Raw genomic sequence first — 16,393 nt, forward strand, 5'->3', positions numbered from 1 at the left:
GTTGGTAGCAACACAGGTGTTGTGGCCCACAACACCCAGCCAGGATCCGGCAGCAGGGTTGGCAGCAACGCAGGTGTTGTGGCCCACAACACCCAGCCAGGCCCTCAACCGAACAGCAACAAATCCCCTTCCGTCGTAAAACCTATTTCTTGCTGCTCCCCCACCAGCCCGGTTGCAGCATGAGCACATTCCCGTCTTTCCAAGGATCAACCGCACCATGGCTGACAGTCTGCGTTTCAACATCGGTTCACTGCGCAGTGACGTGAACCTGACGCTTCATACCCACCACGCAGCCCGAATCTGGGTAGGGCGCCCAAAAAACGAGCTGAAGCCCGGCATCATCGGGTTAACCGGTTTTTGCAATCTCATTAAAATCATTTCTCGCGGGGCGTCACAGGATGACCCGTACTCGGACTGGTGGCTGCTCCAGTTGGAAGAGAAGGTCGAAGGTTCGAGTGTTGCGCTGAGCGAGATCAAAGAACGCCTGAACTCCGTTATGGCCACCCTCCCCCCGGCCATCAGCATCAGCGAGAACCTCTCCATTCAGCCAGTCAGCTTACCGCTCTACATTGCCAACCCCATCGGCTTCAAGGCCGCCTCACTGCTAGCCGATTATGACGAGATCGTCAGGCGCATCCTGCTCGGCCACCATGTCGGGCTGGTAGGCCGGCGCGATATGGAAGGCTGGATTGATGAAGGCGCAGCGCTGATGCGCAAACTCTTCGGGCCTGGCCCAGCTCTACAAGTACTCCGGTGCCGCACGCGACGACTTCGCCGCCAACAACGCCAAAGCTGAAGCCGCCCGGAAAATGTACGAGCGATACGGAGAACTGCCGCAGGACATCCTTGAAGGCACCCGCCGCTCGAACTTCGCTCCACCGATCATTCGCGGCCAGCAGGCGAACGAGATGGAAGATGATTTTGATGACATCACTGAGGGCTGATCAATATGGCCCAGCCCACGCCCAACCATGGATCGCTGCAACAGACCGCCTTCCAGCCACTGCAACAGGAGGCCTTCCAGCGCCTGCAACAGGCTGCCTCACTAAAGGGCCTTTTAAAGCCTTTTAAAGGTAAGGGGGAGCTGGCCCAGTTTGCCGATCTATGTCGAGCCCAAGAGTTAGAGTTGAAAGCGCTTGCCCAGGAAGTGCTGAACCAAGCTCGGCGGTATCCATTCACGCTGGTGGCAGTCCGACTGACCGAACAGAACACCCAGGCCGGCACCCAGTTTCTGAGATGGCAGCAGGTAACTGATCGTCGGATGGGCGTGGGGGTCTGGGCTGAAATGATGGCTGCTCCAAAAACACCGGAATCATTGCTGCAAGATCTTTACGCCATAGAGCTTCAACGCATCACGCTCAATATGCAGATGAGCCTGGTGCACTCAATCGGCAAGCAGGCCGCTGAGTGTGTAAAAAAAATGGGCCAGGCAGAGGCTGTATACGACGCTCGGTTGCAGCAGCTCAGCAATCCACCCCAACACATCTAACCTCGGAGAATACTCATGGGTACCCCCGTACAAGGCTGGGAAGGCAATATCGGCTCCACACCGGAGTTCAAGGAATTCCCCAACGGCAACAAAGACCCGCGCCGACTCTTGCGAATCAACGCTTACTTCGATAACTCTATTCCAGATGGCAAGGGGGGATATGAAGACAGGGGCGGGTTTTGGGCAAGCGTGGAGTGGTGGCACAAGGACGCTGAGCACTATGCCCAGCTTTTTCAGAAAGGCATGCGTGTGATGATTTCTGGTCGTGCGGTGATGGATCGCTGGAAAAACGATGACGGAGAGTTTCAAGCGTTAAAAATCCAAGCCAATCGAATTGGTATGTTGCCGCATCGGGTCACGATGGTGAACCTCGCGCCGTCGCAGACTCAAACCTCGCTGCAGTCCAACGGGCCTCAGCCAGCACCGCAACCGACCTCTGGATCTGATGATTATCCGGACCCTGATGAGCTGTTTGATAGGGGGTGAAATTTTTCCGGCCCATTCGTGACGCTGCTGGTGTTAGGGGAGCTGACTCATCGGCTCCTCAACCTTGTTCGCTAACCGATGAAACTCGGAGCTACGATTCCTGAGTAATTACCTCCCCCCGATGCCTGGTCCTCAATATTAAAAAGCCAGTACGCTGCGTACGATTTGCCTGATACTACACGCCGTCACTCGGCCTAAATCAGGACTTTCGTTCATGGACGACTTTCTACAAATCTCGGCACTGCTGCGCGCAAGACATCAGCGGCCGCCAGGCTTCAACCTCTTTTCAGTACTGCGCAGTTCAAGTGACGAGGTTCGGCTTCACTCGCGTTTCCTGGCATTCTTGCTCGACCCAAAAGCTAGCCACAATCAGGGAACAGCTCTGCTGAATCTCCTGTTGAAACGAGTGGGAATCCAGAACTTCGATTCAAAGAGTGCGAATGTCGAGGTCGAGTACAAGAACATCGACATCCTCGTTCGCAACCAATCCAATCAAGCAGTTATCATCGAGAACAAGGTCTACGCCCGCGACCGTGACGAGCAGTTGTGGGACTACCATCAGCAAATGCTGGGGGAAGGCTACCGCGATATTTGGACCTCATATCTCACCCTCGATGGTGCCGAGCCCAGTGAACAGAGCAAAAAGTCGCTGCCTGTAATTCTTCTCAGCTACGAAGCCGAGATCATTTCTTGGCTGAAGGACTGTATCCCACTGGTTGCCCGAGAGCCCGGCGTGCGGGAAAGCATTTTCCAGTACATCGAACTACTCCAAAAGCTTACATCCAGCGACCAGAGCGAGATTTACATGAGCAAGCTGAAAGAGCAGATTTTGCAGGGCGAAAACATCTTCGTAATCGCTGACATCAATCATGCATTCCAATCTGTTTTGGCCGACCTTCAATTTGATATTTGGGAGCGCATGACGGCTTACCAAACGCGCCAGTATCCGCACCTCGGCAACCCTGTTGTCTCAGCCACGAAGGAAGCAGTTTCTGACTTTTATAAAAAGGCAAAAAACAATAAATACATCGGGCTCATCTTCCCCTTCAACTTTATGCAGGGTGGCGTGTACATCGAGGTCAACCACCGGCTTTACGTCGGTTATTGCTGTGATGGTGGGCAGTATCCCGTAGACCGCGAACGCCTATTTGATCTATGCCGGGATATCGCACCCCGCAATCGTAATACGAGCACTCTGTACTGGAGATACTCAAAAATTGATGTGAACCTCCATGCCCCCTCCAATGAAGACTTGGCACTCCTTCGAGATCCGGAAATGAGGGAATCGATTGCCATCAGCTTGATTGATGACGCCCACGAACTCTGGCAGCGTGCTCACCAGAAATTTGCCTGACCACAGAAATAACATTCCAGGAAGACCACATATGGCAAAGGGCTGGAGCAACGAAGAGCTTCTCGCATCTGTTGAGGCCTACCGACAAATGGCAGAGAAGCACGAGGCCGGTGTTGGCTACTCGAAAAAACAGGTCTACAAGGAACTGGCCTCTCGATTTGAGCGCACACCGAAAGCCTTCGAATACAGAATGCAAAACATCTCTGCAGTGTTCGATGAGCTGGGTTTGCCATGGATACCCGGCCTGAAACCTGCCGTGAATGTGGGTACCGCGATGAAGGCGACGCTGATCCAGTTCATTCAGGGCAAGACTCCCGAGGATGACAAATGGCCTGAAGGCCTGGAAGACAGTAGCAACTGGGAGAAAGCCCTTGCAGCTGTGGAACAGCTTGGAGGCAGCGCCAGTCGAAAACAGGTCGAAGCTTGGATTCTCGCCCGAAACCCGACGTACAACTCCAAAAATTTGGCCGACCTCTACATGATGTCTGTTAACTCCCGCGCCCGCACGGGCTACTCACCAAACGAAAAGCCCCGACGGACTGATCAGGGCAACCGCTACGACAGACTGTTCAAAGTCGGTAAGGGCACCTTTGAACTTTATGATCCTGCCAAGCATGGCATTTGGGAAATTTACCCTGACGCATTATCGGGGAGCCGATTTGGTGTGTCTGTTCGCCAGGTTACGAATCCTGTTGAAGAAGCACTTGCTGTCGCCCAGACTGCTGCAGAGCAAGCGGACATCTTTGACCCCACAGACGTCGCTGATGCCAGAAAGCGCGTGACCGCCGACATCATCCGTCGTCGAGGGCAGCCCGCTTTCCGCAAAGCGCTATTGCAAGCCTATGGTGAAGCTTGTGCTATCACAGGCTGCAATCTGACCGCTGTACTCGAAGCCGCGCATATCCACCCTTACAAGGGCGATCACACCAATGTTGTATCAAACGGGTTGCTATTACGGACGGACATTCACACCTTGTTCGACCTGGGGCTGATCGCCATTGAGTCCGACACGATGCTCGTACGGGTGTCGCCAAAGCTGGAGGGCACCGACTACGACAAACTAAATGGATCTCTGCTTCGCCAACCCGAACACCACGCTCACCGAGTGAGCTCAGACGCCTTGGATTGGCACTGGAGCCAGTGCGGTTGGTGCGATTGAGGATGGAATGCGACTGCCTGGGAGGTTCAAAACGTGGGAACCGTTAACCCGTAGAAGAAATCGTCCCCTCTGCGAGGGGACCGCGGATGCCCTTAGGGGTCAACCCCATCAACCGGCACGGCCGGAACCAATGGCGACGTCTGAACACCTTCGCCCAGCAAGGCAAAAGCTCCGTACATATCCAGATACTCTCAGATTAATCAAAAGTGACAATTTCGTAAACTCGCCCCGGCCCTTATCCACCAGGGGTCATATACACTCGGCGCATTCACTCGGGTTGCCAGTCGATTTGACACAGAGACGCTGATAGTCGAAAATCGGCCTCAATAGCGCCCGATCCTCTGGGGCTGGCTTGTCCAGCTCTATGTTTGGGCCTTCTTATTTTTGGAACATGGACGTTGCAGCAGCTCGCGCCACCAAAGCCATTCCGGACGTATGCAGAACTCGTTGCGTTACTGATTGGACGAGGCATGAGTATTGCCGATCCTGCTCGCTCAGAACGTAAACTCGCCCAAGTGGGGTACTACCGTCTCAGCGGGTACTGGTTCCCAGCACGTAATTTTGTGAGAGACCATCAGCAGAATGTCGTGCTGTGTGGTGTAACCAATAAACCCCTTCGACAAAACACCTTCCTCCCGGGTACAACATTCGACGACGCATTCAGTCTTTATCTGTTCGATAAAAAACTACGCCAGCTAATGCTTGATGCCATAGAGCGAATCGAAATCCATGTCCGCACTGTGACAGCCCATGAAGTCGGGTATCACGGGCCATTGGCTTATTTAGACGCCAGCTTCATTGTCCCCAAGCAAACTCAAAACTGGACGGACAGAAACAAGAAGCCGCGTAATACCTGGCTGGAATGGCTTGAGCGTCAAAAAAGCTTGGTTGCCAGGAGCCAAGAAGACTGCATCGAGTGGCACAAACAAAACCACAAGGCTATCCCGTTTTGGGTAGCAATTGAGGCGTGGGACTTTGGCACCCTTTCCAAGTACTACGAAATCCTCAAAGGTAACCACCAGAACCGTATCGCGCAGCGTCTGGGTGTATCAAATACTAGGACGCTCAAGCTATGGCTCCAAGAAATCAACACCCTGCGAAACCGCTGCGCGCATCACAGCCGCATTTGGAACCAGGCCTCATCGAACGCCCTTCCTGAGCTTCCCGCCGAGCCTTACTTCCAAGCGTTAAACTTGGATCACAATGCCATGACCCGTCTATATGGACAGATCGCTATCATCTGGTTCCTCGTACAACGTATCGGACCAAGCTCTGACTGGATCCGGCATGTCGCAGATGTCATTGACTCCAAACCTAACCTGCCTGGCTGCCCGTTCGCATCACTTGGCCTACCCTCCGAAGATGGGTTCCCACGACAGTTGTTCGGCATCTAGTTTTCAGGCTTGTCTTCAACAGCGATGCAATCGCTAGTTATCAGAAATAGCACTCAACGCCGAACAACCATTTCTCATTGCTGCCTACCCGCACGACCGCGACAGTCCTTCTCCGTACATCCGAGATGGGACACCCATGAAGCTGCTGATCATCGAAGCCCCCGGCAAGCTGAAAAAGCTCAAGCCGATGATGAAAAAACTGCGCCCCGGCGAAGACTGGGAGGTAGTCGCCAGCGGCGGGCATATTCGTGACCTTCCTGCGAAAGGTCAGGACGACACATTGATCACCACTGGCGTAGGCAAAGACCTCATGCCTGTCTACGAAGTCCTAGATAAAAGCGCCAAGACAGTACGAGCTCTCAAAGCTGCAGCGAAACAGGCCAACGAAATCTACCTGGCAACTGACCCGGATCGTGAAGGTGAAAGCATTAGTTGGCATATCCAACAAGTGCTGCGGCTCAACACTTACAAGCGGATTACCTTCAGTGAAATCACCGACAAGCGCGTTGCAGAGGCGCTGGCCAACGCTCGGCAAATAGACCTGAATAGAGTTGCATCACAGGAATGCCGACGCGTGCTTGATCGCCTGGTGGGCTACCTGGTGACGCAAGAGCTGCGCCGCCTGATGGGCAAGCCAACCTCTGCCGGCCGGGTTCAATCCCCTGCGGTCTACCTGGTGGTGTTGCGTGAGCGAGAAATTCGCAACTTCCAAGTGATCAACCACTTTGGTGTGCGCCTCTACTTTCTGAACATAACTGAGGGCACATATTGGCACGCAGACTGGCAACCGGTTCCAGATTTCGCCAACGAGGAGTTCCCCTACGTACAGGACTCCAGCCTGGCGCAGCGTGTGGCCAATGCTCGCAATGTTGTCGTCCAGTCGTGTGAGGACCGTCAAAGCGAGCGCCATCCACCCGCGCCATTCATCTCGTCAACGCTGCAACAGGCTGCGAGCAACGCGTTGAAATGGGATCCGGAAAAAACCATGCAAGTGGCTCAACGGCTATACGAACAGGGCGTCATCACCTATCACCGTACAGACAACCCCAATGTTCCAGACGAGGCCATGGAGGGGATTCGGGCAATGGCCAGCGCTTTGGGGGTAAAGACTGTCGATGCCCGCAGGCTGTTCAAAGCGGCCGAAGGCGCCCAAGAGGGTCACCCTGCAATCACACCGACTGATTGGATGGATCGCAACGCCGGTGAAAATGACGACGAACTCGACCTGTACAGGCTGATCTGGACCCGTGCCCTCGCCAGCCAGCTGGAAGCCGCCGTATACGACGTGCGCACAGCGATGCTGCTCGGTATCGGGCCACAAGGTAAAACGCTGAACTTCACCGCCAAAGGCCAAACCCTGCGGTATCCCGGCTGGCTCAAATTACTCAAGGCAGACGATACGGACGACGAGCAGGATCCAGAAGCGAGCAATCCAGTGCCTGCTCTGTCCCCCAAACAAATTCTCAGTGTGCATTCCGGCGAACTGCTGCAAAAAAAAACGCAATCACCGCCCCGCTACACCAAAGCCAGTTTGATCAAGGAAATGGAGCGCCGTGGCATTGGCCGTCCCAGCACCTTCGCGTCAATCCTGAAGAACATCACCAGCAAAGGCTTAATCGAAGAAAAAAGCCGCAAACTGGTACCCGCCCCGCTGGGGGAAGAAACCATTAGCAAGCTTGAAGGCTTTTTCAGCTTCCTAGAGCTGGATTTCACCCGGGAGCTGGAGCGTGACCTGGACAGGATTGCTTTGGGCCAGGACACTTACGGCGCGGTGGTCGCACGTCTTTACCAGCGACTGGAGGGCGAACTGTCGCAGCAACGAGGATTACCGAGCGTTGGCTTGAATTCATCTTTCCGCACGGCTCAATCGACAACCCTATACACGTGCACCAAATGCCAGCAGCCTCTCGTCAGAAGGCAAAAAAAGGGCGATGGCAGCTATGATTTCTGGGGCTGCACAGGCTTCAAATCCAATGGCTGCAAAGTCAGCTATCCCACCGTGAACGGCAAGCCTAACTTCGATAAATCAAGGGGGATGTAACCCCGTGGCTCAGCCGACGTCACGAGCGAGCAGCGGCCGTCCACGCCTAATGAACCGCCAACCCCATCTGCTTGGAAGTGTGGTGTTCGATGGCTACGACTTCGGGCTCCAGCTGCAGTTTCTAGAAGGCGCCAACAAACTTCTGCTCGAACGTGGCGGCTTTTACATTCGCAACAGCGATCATCCAATGCACCGGTTCTGGCGTGTGCCCAAGGACAAACTGCTGAGTGGATTAGACATCTTGTTTCATCGGTTAATGGAACTGGCGGACGGTCGACTTCAGGACAGCTGGCAATCGTTCTACCAGAAGATCGAAACCGCGCAGAGCGCGCCTAATCGCCAGGTATTCACTCATGGCATGAGGCTTCGCCTCGCCCCCCTTGCTCAAGGCGGCGTTCTGTTATCTGGTGACTACCACCCTGGCGCAGTCGCCGTTACGCGCCGCATGCGTGGGGTCTTTCTTGGTCAGTCCAAATCCTGGCGAATCGAGGCCAGCGCCGAGCTGGTGCGCAGCAACCTCATTCTTGAGTTGGGAATAGCAGAGGACCAATTCGAGATCCTGGACACGGTTCAAGAACTGCTGACCGACGGATCTATTGTTCCCGCCGATACCGTCACCCGCATCAGCCTCGGAGGGCCGCCCCAGGAGCGAAACGCGCCATCAGTGCAGGAGGATGTCTCAACCGATGTGTACCTCGCGGCCATTCCAACTATTGAACGTACCGAGATCACTGCCGAAAAAATCGCTTTGGAGCTGAACAGTCACTCACTTCTGGATCATCAGCCCGCCGGTATCCAGCACCTTCTGCAACGCACCAGTGCGTTGCTGGCAGACGACATGGGACTTGGTAAAACGCGCCAGGCCATCATTGCTGCTGCGATCAGAGCTGTTGATCGGCCCGTTTTGGTAATCACGCTGTCGACATTGATCATCAACTGGAAGCGGGAAATTCAAATGGTGTACCCACAGGCGCGTATCGGTATGCAAGTGTTTGACCCGTCGTCTCAGTGGATCATCACCAACTACGAACGGCTGGGTGACTATGTGCTGCGGGCAGGCCACTTCGAGGTGATGATCATTGACGAGGCTCATCGTTTGAAAGAGCCCACAGCCGCCTGGACACGTCATGGGTTCGACATTGCGGCCAAGGTGCCCAACCGTTACCTGTTGACCGGTACACCGGTCCTTAATCGAGAATCTGAGCTGCATACCCTGCTGCGCCTGTCGGGCCATCCGGTTGGGCAGTTGCCGCTCAAGGCGTTCTGCGAGCAGTTCGCCGGCAGCCAGGACTTTCGCAAAAACCTGCGCGACGCCATTGGCGACTGGATGCTTCGTAGACGCAAGGATGTGCTGCCAGGCCTGAAGGGCAAACAGCGGCAGACATTACCCGTTGAACTGCCCGCAGAGCAGCGCCACGAATATGACCGGATTCGATGTGAGGACAGGCCGGGGCTCGCCAGATTAGGGGCATTGCGTCAGCTGCTGGAGCAGGCAAAGGTTCGGGTTGTGATGGAGTTGTTGAGCGAGCTGGATGTGGAGGACAAAGTCATACTGTTCTGCGAATTCAAAGGCACCGTAACAACCCTTCACAAGCTTTGTGAGGAGGCTGGCTACGGCTGCGCCACAGTGGTTGGCAGTGACACTGTCACCAAACGGCAGAAGGCAATCGACAAATTTCAATCCGATCCATTGACGAGAATTTTCGCCGCTACTACCTCGGCAGCCGGAACAGGCAATAACCTGACCGCCGCGAATTACGTGATGTTTCTTGGACTACCCTGGACGCCCGGTACGCAGGACCAGGCAGAGGATCGCGCCTATCGCAATGGCCAATTACGAATGGTCGTGGTGAAAATCCCGTTGATTGAAAACTCCATCGATCAGATGCTATGGCAGATGCTGCTCGACAAGAGGCAGTTGGCCCAGGACCTTATTGAGCCTGACATTGCGGCGACGAATAGAGCAAACCTGGCAGCCCGTCTTTAGTCGGTACTGCCCGTCCAACCAACTATTACCCTGCCCCCTTAGAATCTGTTTACTGCTGCTGCACAGTCTTCCTACTGCCAATGTGCTCTCACCATCAACAGAGGCTTCTTGGCACATGATCAGGCACTTCATCGCTCTCGCGTTTCTCGCACTTGTCGCCGGCTGCACGGCGCAGACTACGGACCAAACACCCACACCAGAGGTCGACAGTCATCGCAGCACTGAACCGCTTAAACCGGATCTATATGCTGACGGCGCCGTAGCAGAAAAAGAACCTGTCGTGCGCTACGGGCGCTATACCTTGGTCCGTACCTTGCCCAGCGCCGACCAGCGCGACTTATTGGCTCAGATCATCGACGTCAGCATTCCGGCCAACATGCATCCGAGCGTGGGTGACGCCATGCAGTACGTTCTGGATCGCTCGGGGTATTCTCTGTGTGCGATGGACGCCGACCTGGCCAGCAATCTCTACAGTCGGCCGTTGCCATCATCCCAATACAAGCTAGGCCCAATGACTCTGCGCAATACACTGCAAGTGCTAGCTGGCCCTGCATGGCAAGTGAGGGTGGATGAGGTTAAACGTGAGGTTTGTTACGTCCTACGCCAGGGGTATCAAACCCCGCAGGCATAGCTCTGACCTTGTCGACAAGCCGCCTCATCTACAATGGCCTCGACACCCACGATCCGAACAGAGAGAAGGTGAATGAACACCACCGATGAGGTTTATCAGATTCTGCGAGACGCAAGAGCCTTGGCCAGACGGTATTACCACATCACTGGCAAACCGCTGGGAGTCACTGGCGAGGTGGCAGAGTATGAAGCTGCGCGAGTGTTAGACCTGAAACTGCAGCTCGCCCGCCAAGCTGGTTACGATGCGACAGAGGTCAGAAACGGCGCGACGCTGAGGATTCAAATCAAGGGCCGGTATTTTCCAAATCCAAAGCTTCGAGGTGGCCGGGTTGGCTCAATAGATTTGAAACAGGAATTCGATACCGTTCTGCTAGTGCTGCTCGACGCGGACTACAACGCCTTTCAGATCTATGAGGCGGACAGATCCGCCGTTGAAGCTCTTCTGACCAGACCTGGATCAAAAGCCAGGAATGAGCGTGGATCAGTCGGCATCAGCCAATTCAAAGCAATCAGCTCGTTACGCTGGGAGCGTGCTTGCGAAGAAGCCGAAAGTTAAACCCCGAGCCCATCGACGCTACGGCTGATTATTTGTAGAAGCTCAGCCCTTTCTCCTATCCCTCATCGTCCAGCCCTACGCTGATTTTGCGCATCCCTTCTAAAAACTCGGGACTGAACCCAGCGCTTGGCACAAGCCTGGGGACGATCAGATCCAGTTGCCTGAACTGATCATGCTGTTGAATAAGCTCAAGGTAATGCTGAAGCTTTTCAGGTGCGGCCGTAGGGCGCGTCAGGTGTTTCTTTAGCCGTTCAGCAAATCGATCCACGTCTTCTTTTTGTGGAAAGTCCGTGTCGTACTCCAGCGACCATAGCTCACCCGCCAGCGTTCTCTGGGACCAGCCCATTCGCGCGATCAGGGCTTTGATTTCTTCTTGGAGCCGATGCGTTTCTGTCCCCATTTGTCTCCACGCCCGCAGGTAATGTCTGGGTTCTCCCCTCGGGAGACAAACCACTTTAGAAGGATTTAAACATGATTAGTAAAATGACTCAGACCGACGCAAAACGCATCTCGGCAGCCAATAACCAAGGTGCTGGGTGGCCTAGCAAAAATGATGGAATGGAGTCCGGTGGCGGGCGCCAAAACAATCCACCTGCTCCGCGTCGTTAACTCAGGTCATCACTGACCCAGAGACCTACGACTGGCCCTGCACTGCTTGGCTGCTTGATCAAAGGCAGCCAAGTATTTATAGGTTTGCTCGTTGAAATCTTTGACTTTGTAATTTTTTTGCACCTCTCTGAGAGCGCAGACACAGTCGTCTTTCTTGCCCAGATAAGCTGACGTTGCCAACGGGCGCTGCGAGCCACTCACACACATTTCAACAATTGCGTATTCGCTTTCGATGGAATATCTATCGTTCAGACCCGCATAGCCAGCTACCTTTGCCGTAGCAAACACGCCTACTCCCAGAGCAATTACCGCAGTGCCTACTGACGCCTTGATTTTCCCGTAGTGATGTCCGGATAGAGTCGCCTTGCAACCTCCGCAGCTGACATTTTCCAAATTCAAATTATTGTTTTTCGAACACGCGGGGCATTTGATGAACATAGCTTTCCTTGCTTGGTGTGACTCGTTGTACCAACTCATCCAGTGACAAGTGTGCATGGACCACAGACTAGTGGCATATCGCCCTCAATGGGAGCCTCTCAATGGAGAAATAAATTTTGCAAAGTATTCATACGGCGATAGGGCAAGGATCAGGTCCACGGCGTTGAATATTTTGTTTAAACTACAAACCGTCTTTTGCCATGGTTGGCACTGAAGCAATTCCACCCCGCTGGCTACTGGCGGTCATCAGTAGCGCCCGGTGACGCGGTTTACCCGTCACCAACCCCAAAGCACGCATAGCTCCGGGAAGGGCGTGCGGACCTGGTTGAGGATTCTCCCTGTGTCTCCCTGTTCCAAGCAGACACGCAGCCGTCAACTCGTGATAAGCGAGTTTCAAAGGCACATAGGGTTCTCTTGAGGTTCGAAGCACGGTAGTCGTAGGGCCGCACTGGTGTTGCGGCCCATGCTTTTTAAAGCTCATCCGAAAGGTAGCCTGAAGGTCTTGGGAAGGATCGTCAGGCTACCTTTTGGTAGCTGCTATTCCTGGCCGGTGGCCCGCCGGCGAAACGCAGGGCTCCCTTTGTGCGCGGATGCGTGCCTTCTGTTTGCTGGCCTCAGCCACGATAATTGGTCAGGTGAAGAATACGAGACGTCCTGATCACAGCCCAGAGATCAGCGTCGCGTCAGCTCTCACAGGTGGTTTTTTTTCTTAAGCTTTTGCCCTCTAGAGCCGAGCGTAACTGTTGGCCCAGTTAATCTCGGCAGCGTCCTCTGTGCATGTTGCCTCCGAGCGTTGATGCAACTACATGCGCTAATCGACCTTTACTTACTTTTATCAAAAATTGTGACTGAGCATTTTCGGCCCAAATACACGGCATAAATACAACAAAACTGAGCTTAAACGTTGCCTTTACTTGAAAAACCCGACGAAATAGCTATGAAAGTATTGCAAAAAAACTAAAGATATTTTCATGGCTTACATTTTTTAGCTAAAAAACCACGTAGCAAAGCGGCTCTATAGTAGCTACCGACATAATCACCCCCTCTCAAAATCCAGAACGAAAGCAATCAATCCCCCCCAAAATTGACATAGCAGCAATACCAAAAAACAGTTATTAACCAACCCTTCGATATCTCGCAAAATTCTAAAAAACTGGTATTTCTAACAGTTACCTAAAATCTTTTCATGGGCTAATTTTTAGATGTAACCGTCAGATATTATTTTAATAAGTCTCGCGCGACCGATTATTCAAACCACTCGCCGACTCAACAAGCAACAGAGTAACCAACCAAACACGCGATAGATTTAGATAAACAAAGGACGAGCAAACATCGTACCCCCCAAAAGAATCAGCAATCCCTTTCATGATTAGATCAGGTGACTATTATGGCAAACCTTACACTTTTGAACACACCAGAAGACATCTCTCAGCGGCTATTGATAGCTCTACTCTCGAATGTAGGCCTTACCACTAAAATGAGTACGTATTATCCGAACACAGGCATTTACGTAATCACCACTGACGAGACTACAAGTCGAACGGTAAATCAAACAACAGCAGATGATTTATCAAAAATAGTTTCCAACGCAATTCAACAAGTGGCCTCAGCATCTGAAAGCACTAACTTTTTAATACTGACACAAGAAACAATCTACACGCTACCCACCACCCCCACTTTATACGACATAGGATTCAATTACCTTTTTCAGGCCCCAACGGATGAGCAAGGAGGAGACTTAATTTACTTTCAAGGCCATGCCACCCCGAGTGTATATGCCCGCCGGAGGTGACGTTCGCTAACAATCGTCTTTGGAAACTTCCCCAGGCCCTTGAAATATTTACAAGCCTGGGGAAACAGTATCAAAAGCTGAAAAATTAGATATCTAGTTATGACACATACAAATTACTGACCATATGGACCTATAAAAGAAATAGTGTAAGCTCAATAAAGAAAACTCTATTTAATTCCATTCTATGTACCAATTTAAGTGGAGTTCCGTATGCAATTTTGGGCCGAAGTATCGAAAGATTAGCTGTTGCGTTGCAAATAATTACCTTGGGCTTGACAACCCCGTAGTATTTTTTTCATGCTAAGTCCTATGTACCGCTGACGTCGTCAGCAACATGCCCATGTAGTCAGGACCCGCGAGACTACGATGCGGTTCACCGCATTGATCCAGTCCCAAGATCGCCATAGCTTCCGGTAGCGCGATCAATCGACATCAGTCGATGGAAGCACCTTATCCCCCACCCACGACGGGCCTGTCCCGTCTGGGCAGGCCTCTATATTTTTTTGGAGGTCTAATGAAAACAGAACTGGCTCTCTACCAAGCGTTGATCTCGATTAACGTCCCGGAAGAGAAAGCTAATGCAGTTATTGAATCCTTGGAGACCGATATGTTTTCACGCTTGGTTACCAAAGCAGATCTCACTGCAGCGACTGCTGAACTCAAAGCCGAAATCGCCCAACTGGACTCCCGGTTAACCATCCGTATGGGGTTCATGTTGTCGGCAGCAATCGGAGTCGGCGTCGCTGCAATGAAGCTTCTGTAGGTCTCACCTTCTGCTCCACCCAACCTCGCGGGGAACACTCCCCCGCTGGGCGAGGTGTTTCTCCGCTTTCTGTCGTTTCGAAATGGGAGAACCACCATGAGCAACGCTCAAACCAACGAAGCCAAATTCTTCGACCTGCACACCACCGGTATCGGTTACCTCAACCGTATCCGTGAAGTCCAACCTCGCGGCAAAGGCAAGCCAATCCTGTCTGTTGCCGTCGCTGCATTGCACGGTTCGTGTGATGACGCCGAATACACCTACATCGACTGCAACGTCGTCGGCACTGAAGCTGAATGCCTCATTCGTCGCTGCCAAGCAGCCGTAGATGCCGGCAAGAAGGTTCTAGTGAGCTTCCGAATCGGTGACATCTGGGCGGACGCATTTACCTACTTGAAAGGCGAGAAAAAAGGCCAACCCGGTGCAAGCATCAAGGGTCGCCTGCTTTTTATCGGCTGGATCAAGGTAGATGGAAAAATCGTCCACCAAGCCAAACCAAAAGACTCCGATGAGCCTCTGCCTAGCCAGTCTGGCGACGCTGAGAGTAGTTCGGATGATGATCAAAACTCAGCTGAAGCAGAAATGCGTCAGTCCGCGTAACAGAACCAGGATGTCTTTCGAGGCGCCGATCTAACACCACATACCCAAATAACTTTCACATCCGTCACCGGGAACTCACCTCCCGGCCGGGCCTGGTGATTTCCCGCTCCAGGAGAATCACCATGCACACCACCAAAACAGCTGACTTCATGAAACTCCCCGTGGTGCTAACCCCCGGGGCCTGGCAAGAAGCCGTGCACCTCGAAAACGCACCCGATACATCAGCCATCAGTAACCGCCTAAGCGATGTTGTCTGGATGGTGTACCGAGAACTGCATCTTCAACCTGACAGTACATCGCTCAACTTCGGTCTCTACCGGTTGCTGCCCTCCGGCGAAAGCCTTGATCGCTACTGGCTGGACCTGAAAGTCGAACGCATTGAATCGCCTCTCGGCGTTTTCTACCTATACGTATCACTCAAAGAGGAAACGCAAACCTCTTGCCCTTAACCCCACAGCCCTCCCCCAGCCCGACGCTGTCGGGCTTTTCTTCGTCGCAGTGTGGAGCTGCCCATGATCAACATCCCAGGCCAACTGGCCATCCGCACCATCAGCGGCCGCAATGGCGACTTCAACGTCGGGCGGCTTTCAACCTCAATCGGTGACTTTGTCATCAAGGACGCGCTCCTCGATCAGTACGGTGAAGGCAAGTACCACGGCGATTTTCTGATTACAGAAATCCGCCCGTCGTACTACTCCAGCGCCGGCCGGTTGGTCGTCGAAATCCGCGCCAAGCTCGACAGCATGAGCCTCAACGAGGTAGACAACCTGACTGCAGAAGACGCAGCCAGGCTTTCACCGAATGAGCCTGATCCGCTGGATGAAGAAGCACCGGAGAAAGCCCAACCAGGTACAAATCCACCAACCGCATCTGCGGAACCAGATGACGCTCCTTTCGGGATGACACCGTCAGATAACACCAACGACCTGGAGTCAGACTCTGCGCTATTCGGCACGATCTGGCCCCTCGGCGATACGGTCAGGCTGGACACCACCGTTGACCGCAAGCAATTGCGCCAACAGTGCAATCGACTCACAGAGCTCGGCTACGTGCACAACTTCAAACTGCAGGTTTGGACGATCTCCAATACCTGAC

General features: G+C 53.3%; 14 protein-coding genes and 3 pseudogenes. 15 read left to right on the forward strand and 2 right to left on the reverse strand.

The window, feature by feature from the left end:
• Window positions 1–217 precede the first annotated feature (217 nt).
• The 10 genes and pseudogenes from AYR47_RS31420 (at window position 218) to AYR47_RS31465 (ending at window position 11,096) form a co-directional block, all read left to right on the forward strand.
• A pseudogene (locus tag AYR47_RS31420) lies at window positions 218–944 on the forward strand (PFL_4669 family integrating conjugative element protein).
• A gap of 5 nt (window positions 945–949) precedes the next feature.
• Window positions 950–1,489 (forward strand): DUF3158 family protein, encoded by a 540-nt coding sequence (locus tag AYR47_RS31425; protein ID WP_061449363.1) that lies wholly within the window; start codon window positions 950–952, stop codon window positions 1,487–1,489.
• A 15-nt stretch (window positions 1,490–1,504) separates the two neighbouring features.
• Entirely contained in the window at window positions 1,505–1,975 is a 471-nt protein-coding gene (locus tag AYR47_RS31430; RefSeq protein ID WP_061449364.1) for a single-stranded DNA-binding protein, read from the forward strand.
• 214 nt (window positions 1,976–2,189) lie between these two features.
• Window positions 2,190–3,329, forward strand: coding sequence for a PDDEXK-like family protein (locus AYR47_RS31435; protein ID WP_061449365.1), 1,140 nt, complete (start codon window positions 2,190–2,192; stop codon window positions 3,327–3,329).
• Window positions 3,330–3,360: 31 nt separating this feature from the next.
• Complete coding sequence (locus AYR47_RS31440; RefSeq protein ID WP_061449366.1) at window positions 3,361–4,488, forward strand: HNH endonuclease; 1,128 nt, start codon at window positions 3,361–3,363, stop codon at window positions 4,486–4,488.
• 470 nt (window positions 4,489–4,958) lie between these two features.
• A complete protein-coding gene (locus AYR47_RS31445) occupies window positions 4,959–5,882 on the forward strand; it encodes an Abi family protein (protein ID WP_237142520.1) in 924 nt (307 codons plus the stop codon).
• A gap of 136 nt (window positions 5,883–6,018) precedes the next feature.
• Window positions 6,019–7,923, forward strand: a complete 1,905-nt coding sequence (gene topA / locus AYR47_RS31450; RefSeq protein WP_061449368.1) for a type I DNA topoisomerase — start codon at window positions 6,019–6,021, stop codon at window positions 7,921–7,923.
• Between the two features lie 49 nt (window positions 7,924–7,972).
• Entirely contained in the window at window positions 7,973–9,910 is a 1,938-nt protein-coding gene (locus AYR47_RS31455) for a DEAD/DEAH box helicase (protein ID WP_061449369.1), read from the forward strand.
• Window positions 9,911–10,025: 115 nt separating this feature from the next.
• Window positions 10,026–10,535 (forward strand): annotated as a pseudogene (gene pilL2 / locus AYR47_RS31460) (PFGI-1 class ICE element type IV pilus protein PilL2); the annotation flags it as partial.
• A 78-nt stretch (window positions 10,536–10,613) separates the two neighbouring features.
• The gene (locus tag AYR47_RS31465) at window positions 10,614–11,096 is read left to right on the forward strand and encodes a DUF6998 domain-containing protein (RefSeq protein WP_061449371.1); all 483 of its coding nucleotides are present in this window, start codon (window positions 10,614–10,616) and stop codon (window positions 11,094–11,096) included.
• A gap of 55 nt (window positions 11,097–11,151) precedes the next feature.
• On the opposite strand, the gene AYR47_RS31470 is transcribed toward AYR47_RS31465, so the two are convergent.
• Together AYR47_RS31470 and AYR47_RS31475 are read right to left on the reverse strand one after the other, a co-directional pair.
• Entirely contained in the window at window positions 11,152–11,496 is a 345-nt protein-coding gene (locus AYR47_RS31470) for a hypothetical protein (protein WP_061449372.1), read from the reverse strand.
• 218 nt (window positions 11,497–11,714) lie between these two features.
• The gene (locus AYR47_RS31475) at window positions 11,715–12,143 is read right to left on the reverse strand and encodes a hypothetical protein (RefSeq protein WP_061449373.1); all 429 of its coding nucleotides are present in this window, start codon (window positions 12,141–12,143) and stop codon (window positions 11,715–11,717) included.
• Between the two features lie 1,672 nt (window positions 12,144–13,815).
• On the opposite strand from AYR47_RS31475, the pseudogene AYR47_RS33535 reads away from it, so the two are divergent.
• From AYR47_RS33535 to AYR47_RS31495, 5 genes and pseudogenes are all read left to right on the forward strand, one after another.
• Window positions 13,816–13,926, forward strand: a pseudogene (locus AYR47_RS33535) (hypothetical protein); the annotation flags it as partial.
• A gap of 523 nt (window positions 13,927–14,449) precedes the next feature.
• Window positions 14,450–14,698, forward strand: coding sequence for a hypothetical protein (locus AYR47_RS31480; RefSeq protein WP_061449374.1), 249 nt, complete (start codon window positions 14,450–14,452; stop codon window positions 14,696–14,698).
• Window positions 14,699–14,794: 96 nt separating this feature from the next.
• Window positions 14,795–15,298, forward strand: a complete 504-nt coding sequence (locus AYR47_RS31485; protein ID WP_061449375.1) for an STY4534 family ICE replication protein — start codon at window positions 14,795–14,797, stop codon at window positions 15,296–15,298.
• A 122-nt stretch (window positions 15,299–15,420) separates the two neighbouring features.
• Window positions 15,421–15,747, forward strand: a complete 327-nt coding sequence (locus AYR47_RS31490) for a hypothetical protein (RefSeq protein ID WP_061449376.1) — start codon at window positions 15,421–15,423, stop codon at window positions 15,745–15,747.
• 63 nt (window positions 15,748–15,810) lie between these two features.
• Window positions 15,811–16,392 (forward strand): DUF3275 family protein, encoded by a 582-nt coding sequence (locus AYR47_RS31495; protein ID WP_061449377.1) that lies wholly within the window; start codon window positions 15,811–15,813, stop codon window positions 16,390–16,392.
• The last annotated feature ends 1 nt before the right edge of the window (window position 16,393 follow it).

Origin of the sequence: Pseudomonas azotoformans, assembly GCF_001579805.1 — a bacterium.
Taxonomy (GTDB): Bacteria; Pseudomonadota; Gammaproteobacteria; order Pseudomonadales; family Pseudomonadaceae; genus Aquipseudomonas; species Aquipseudomonas azotoformans_A.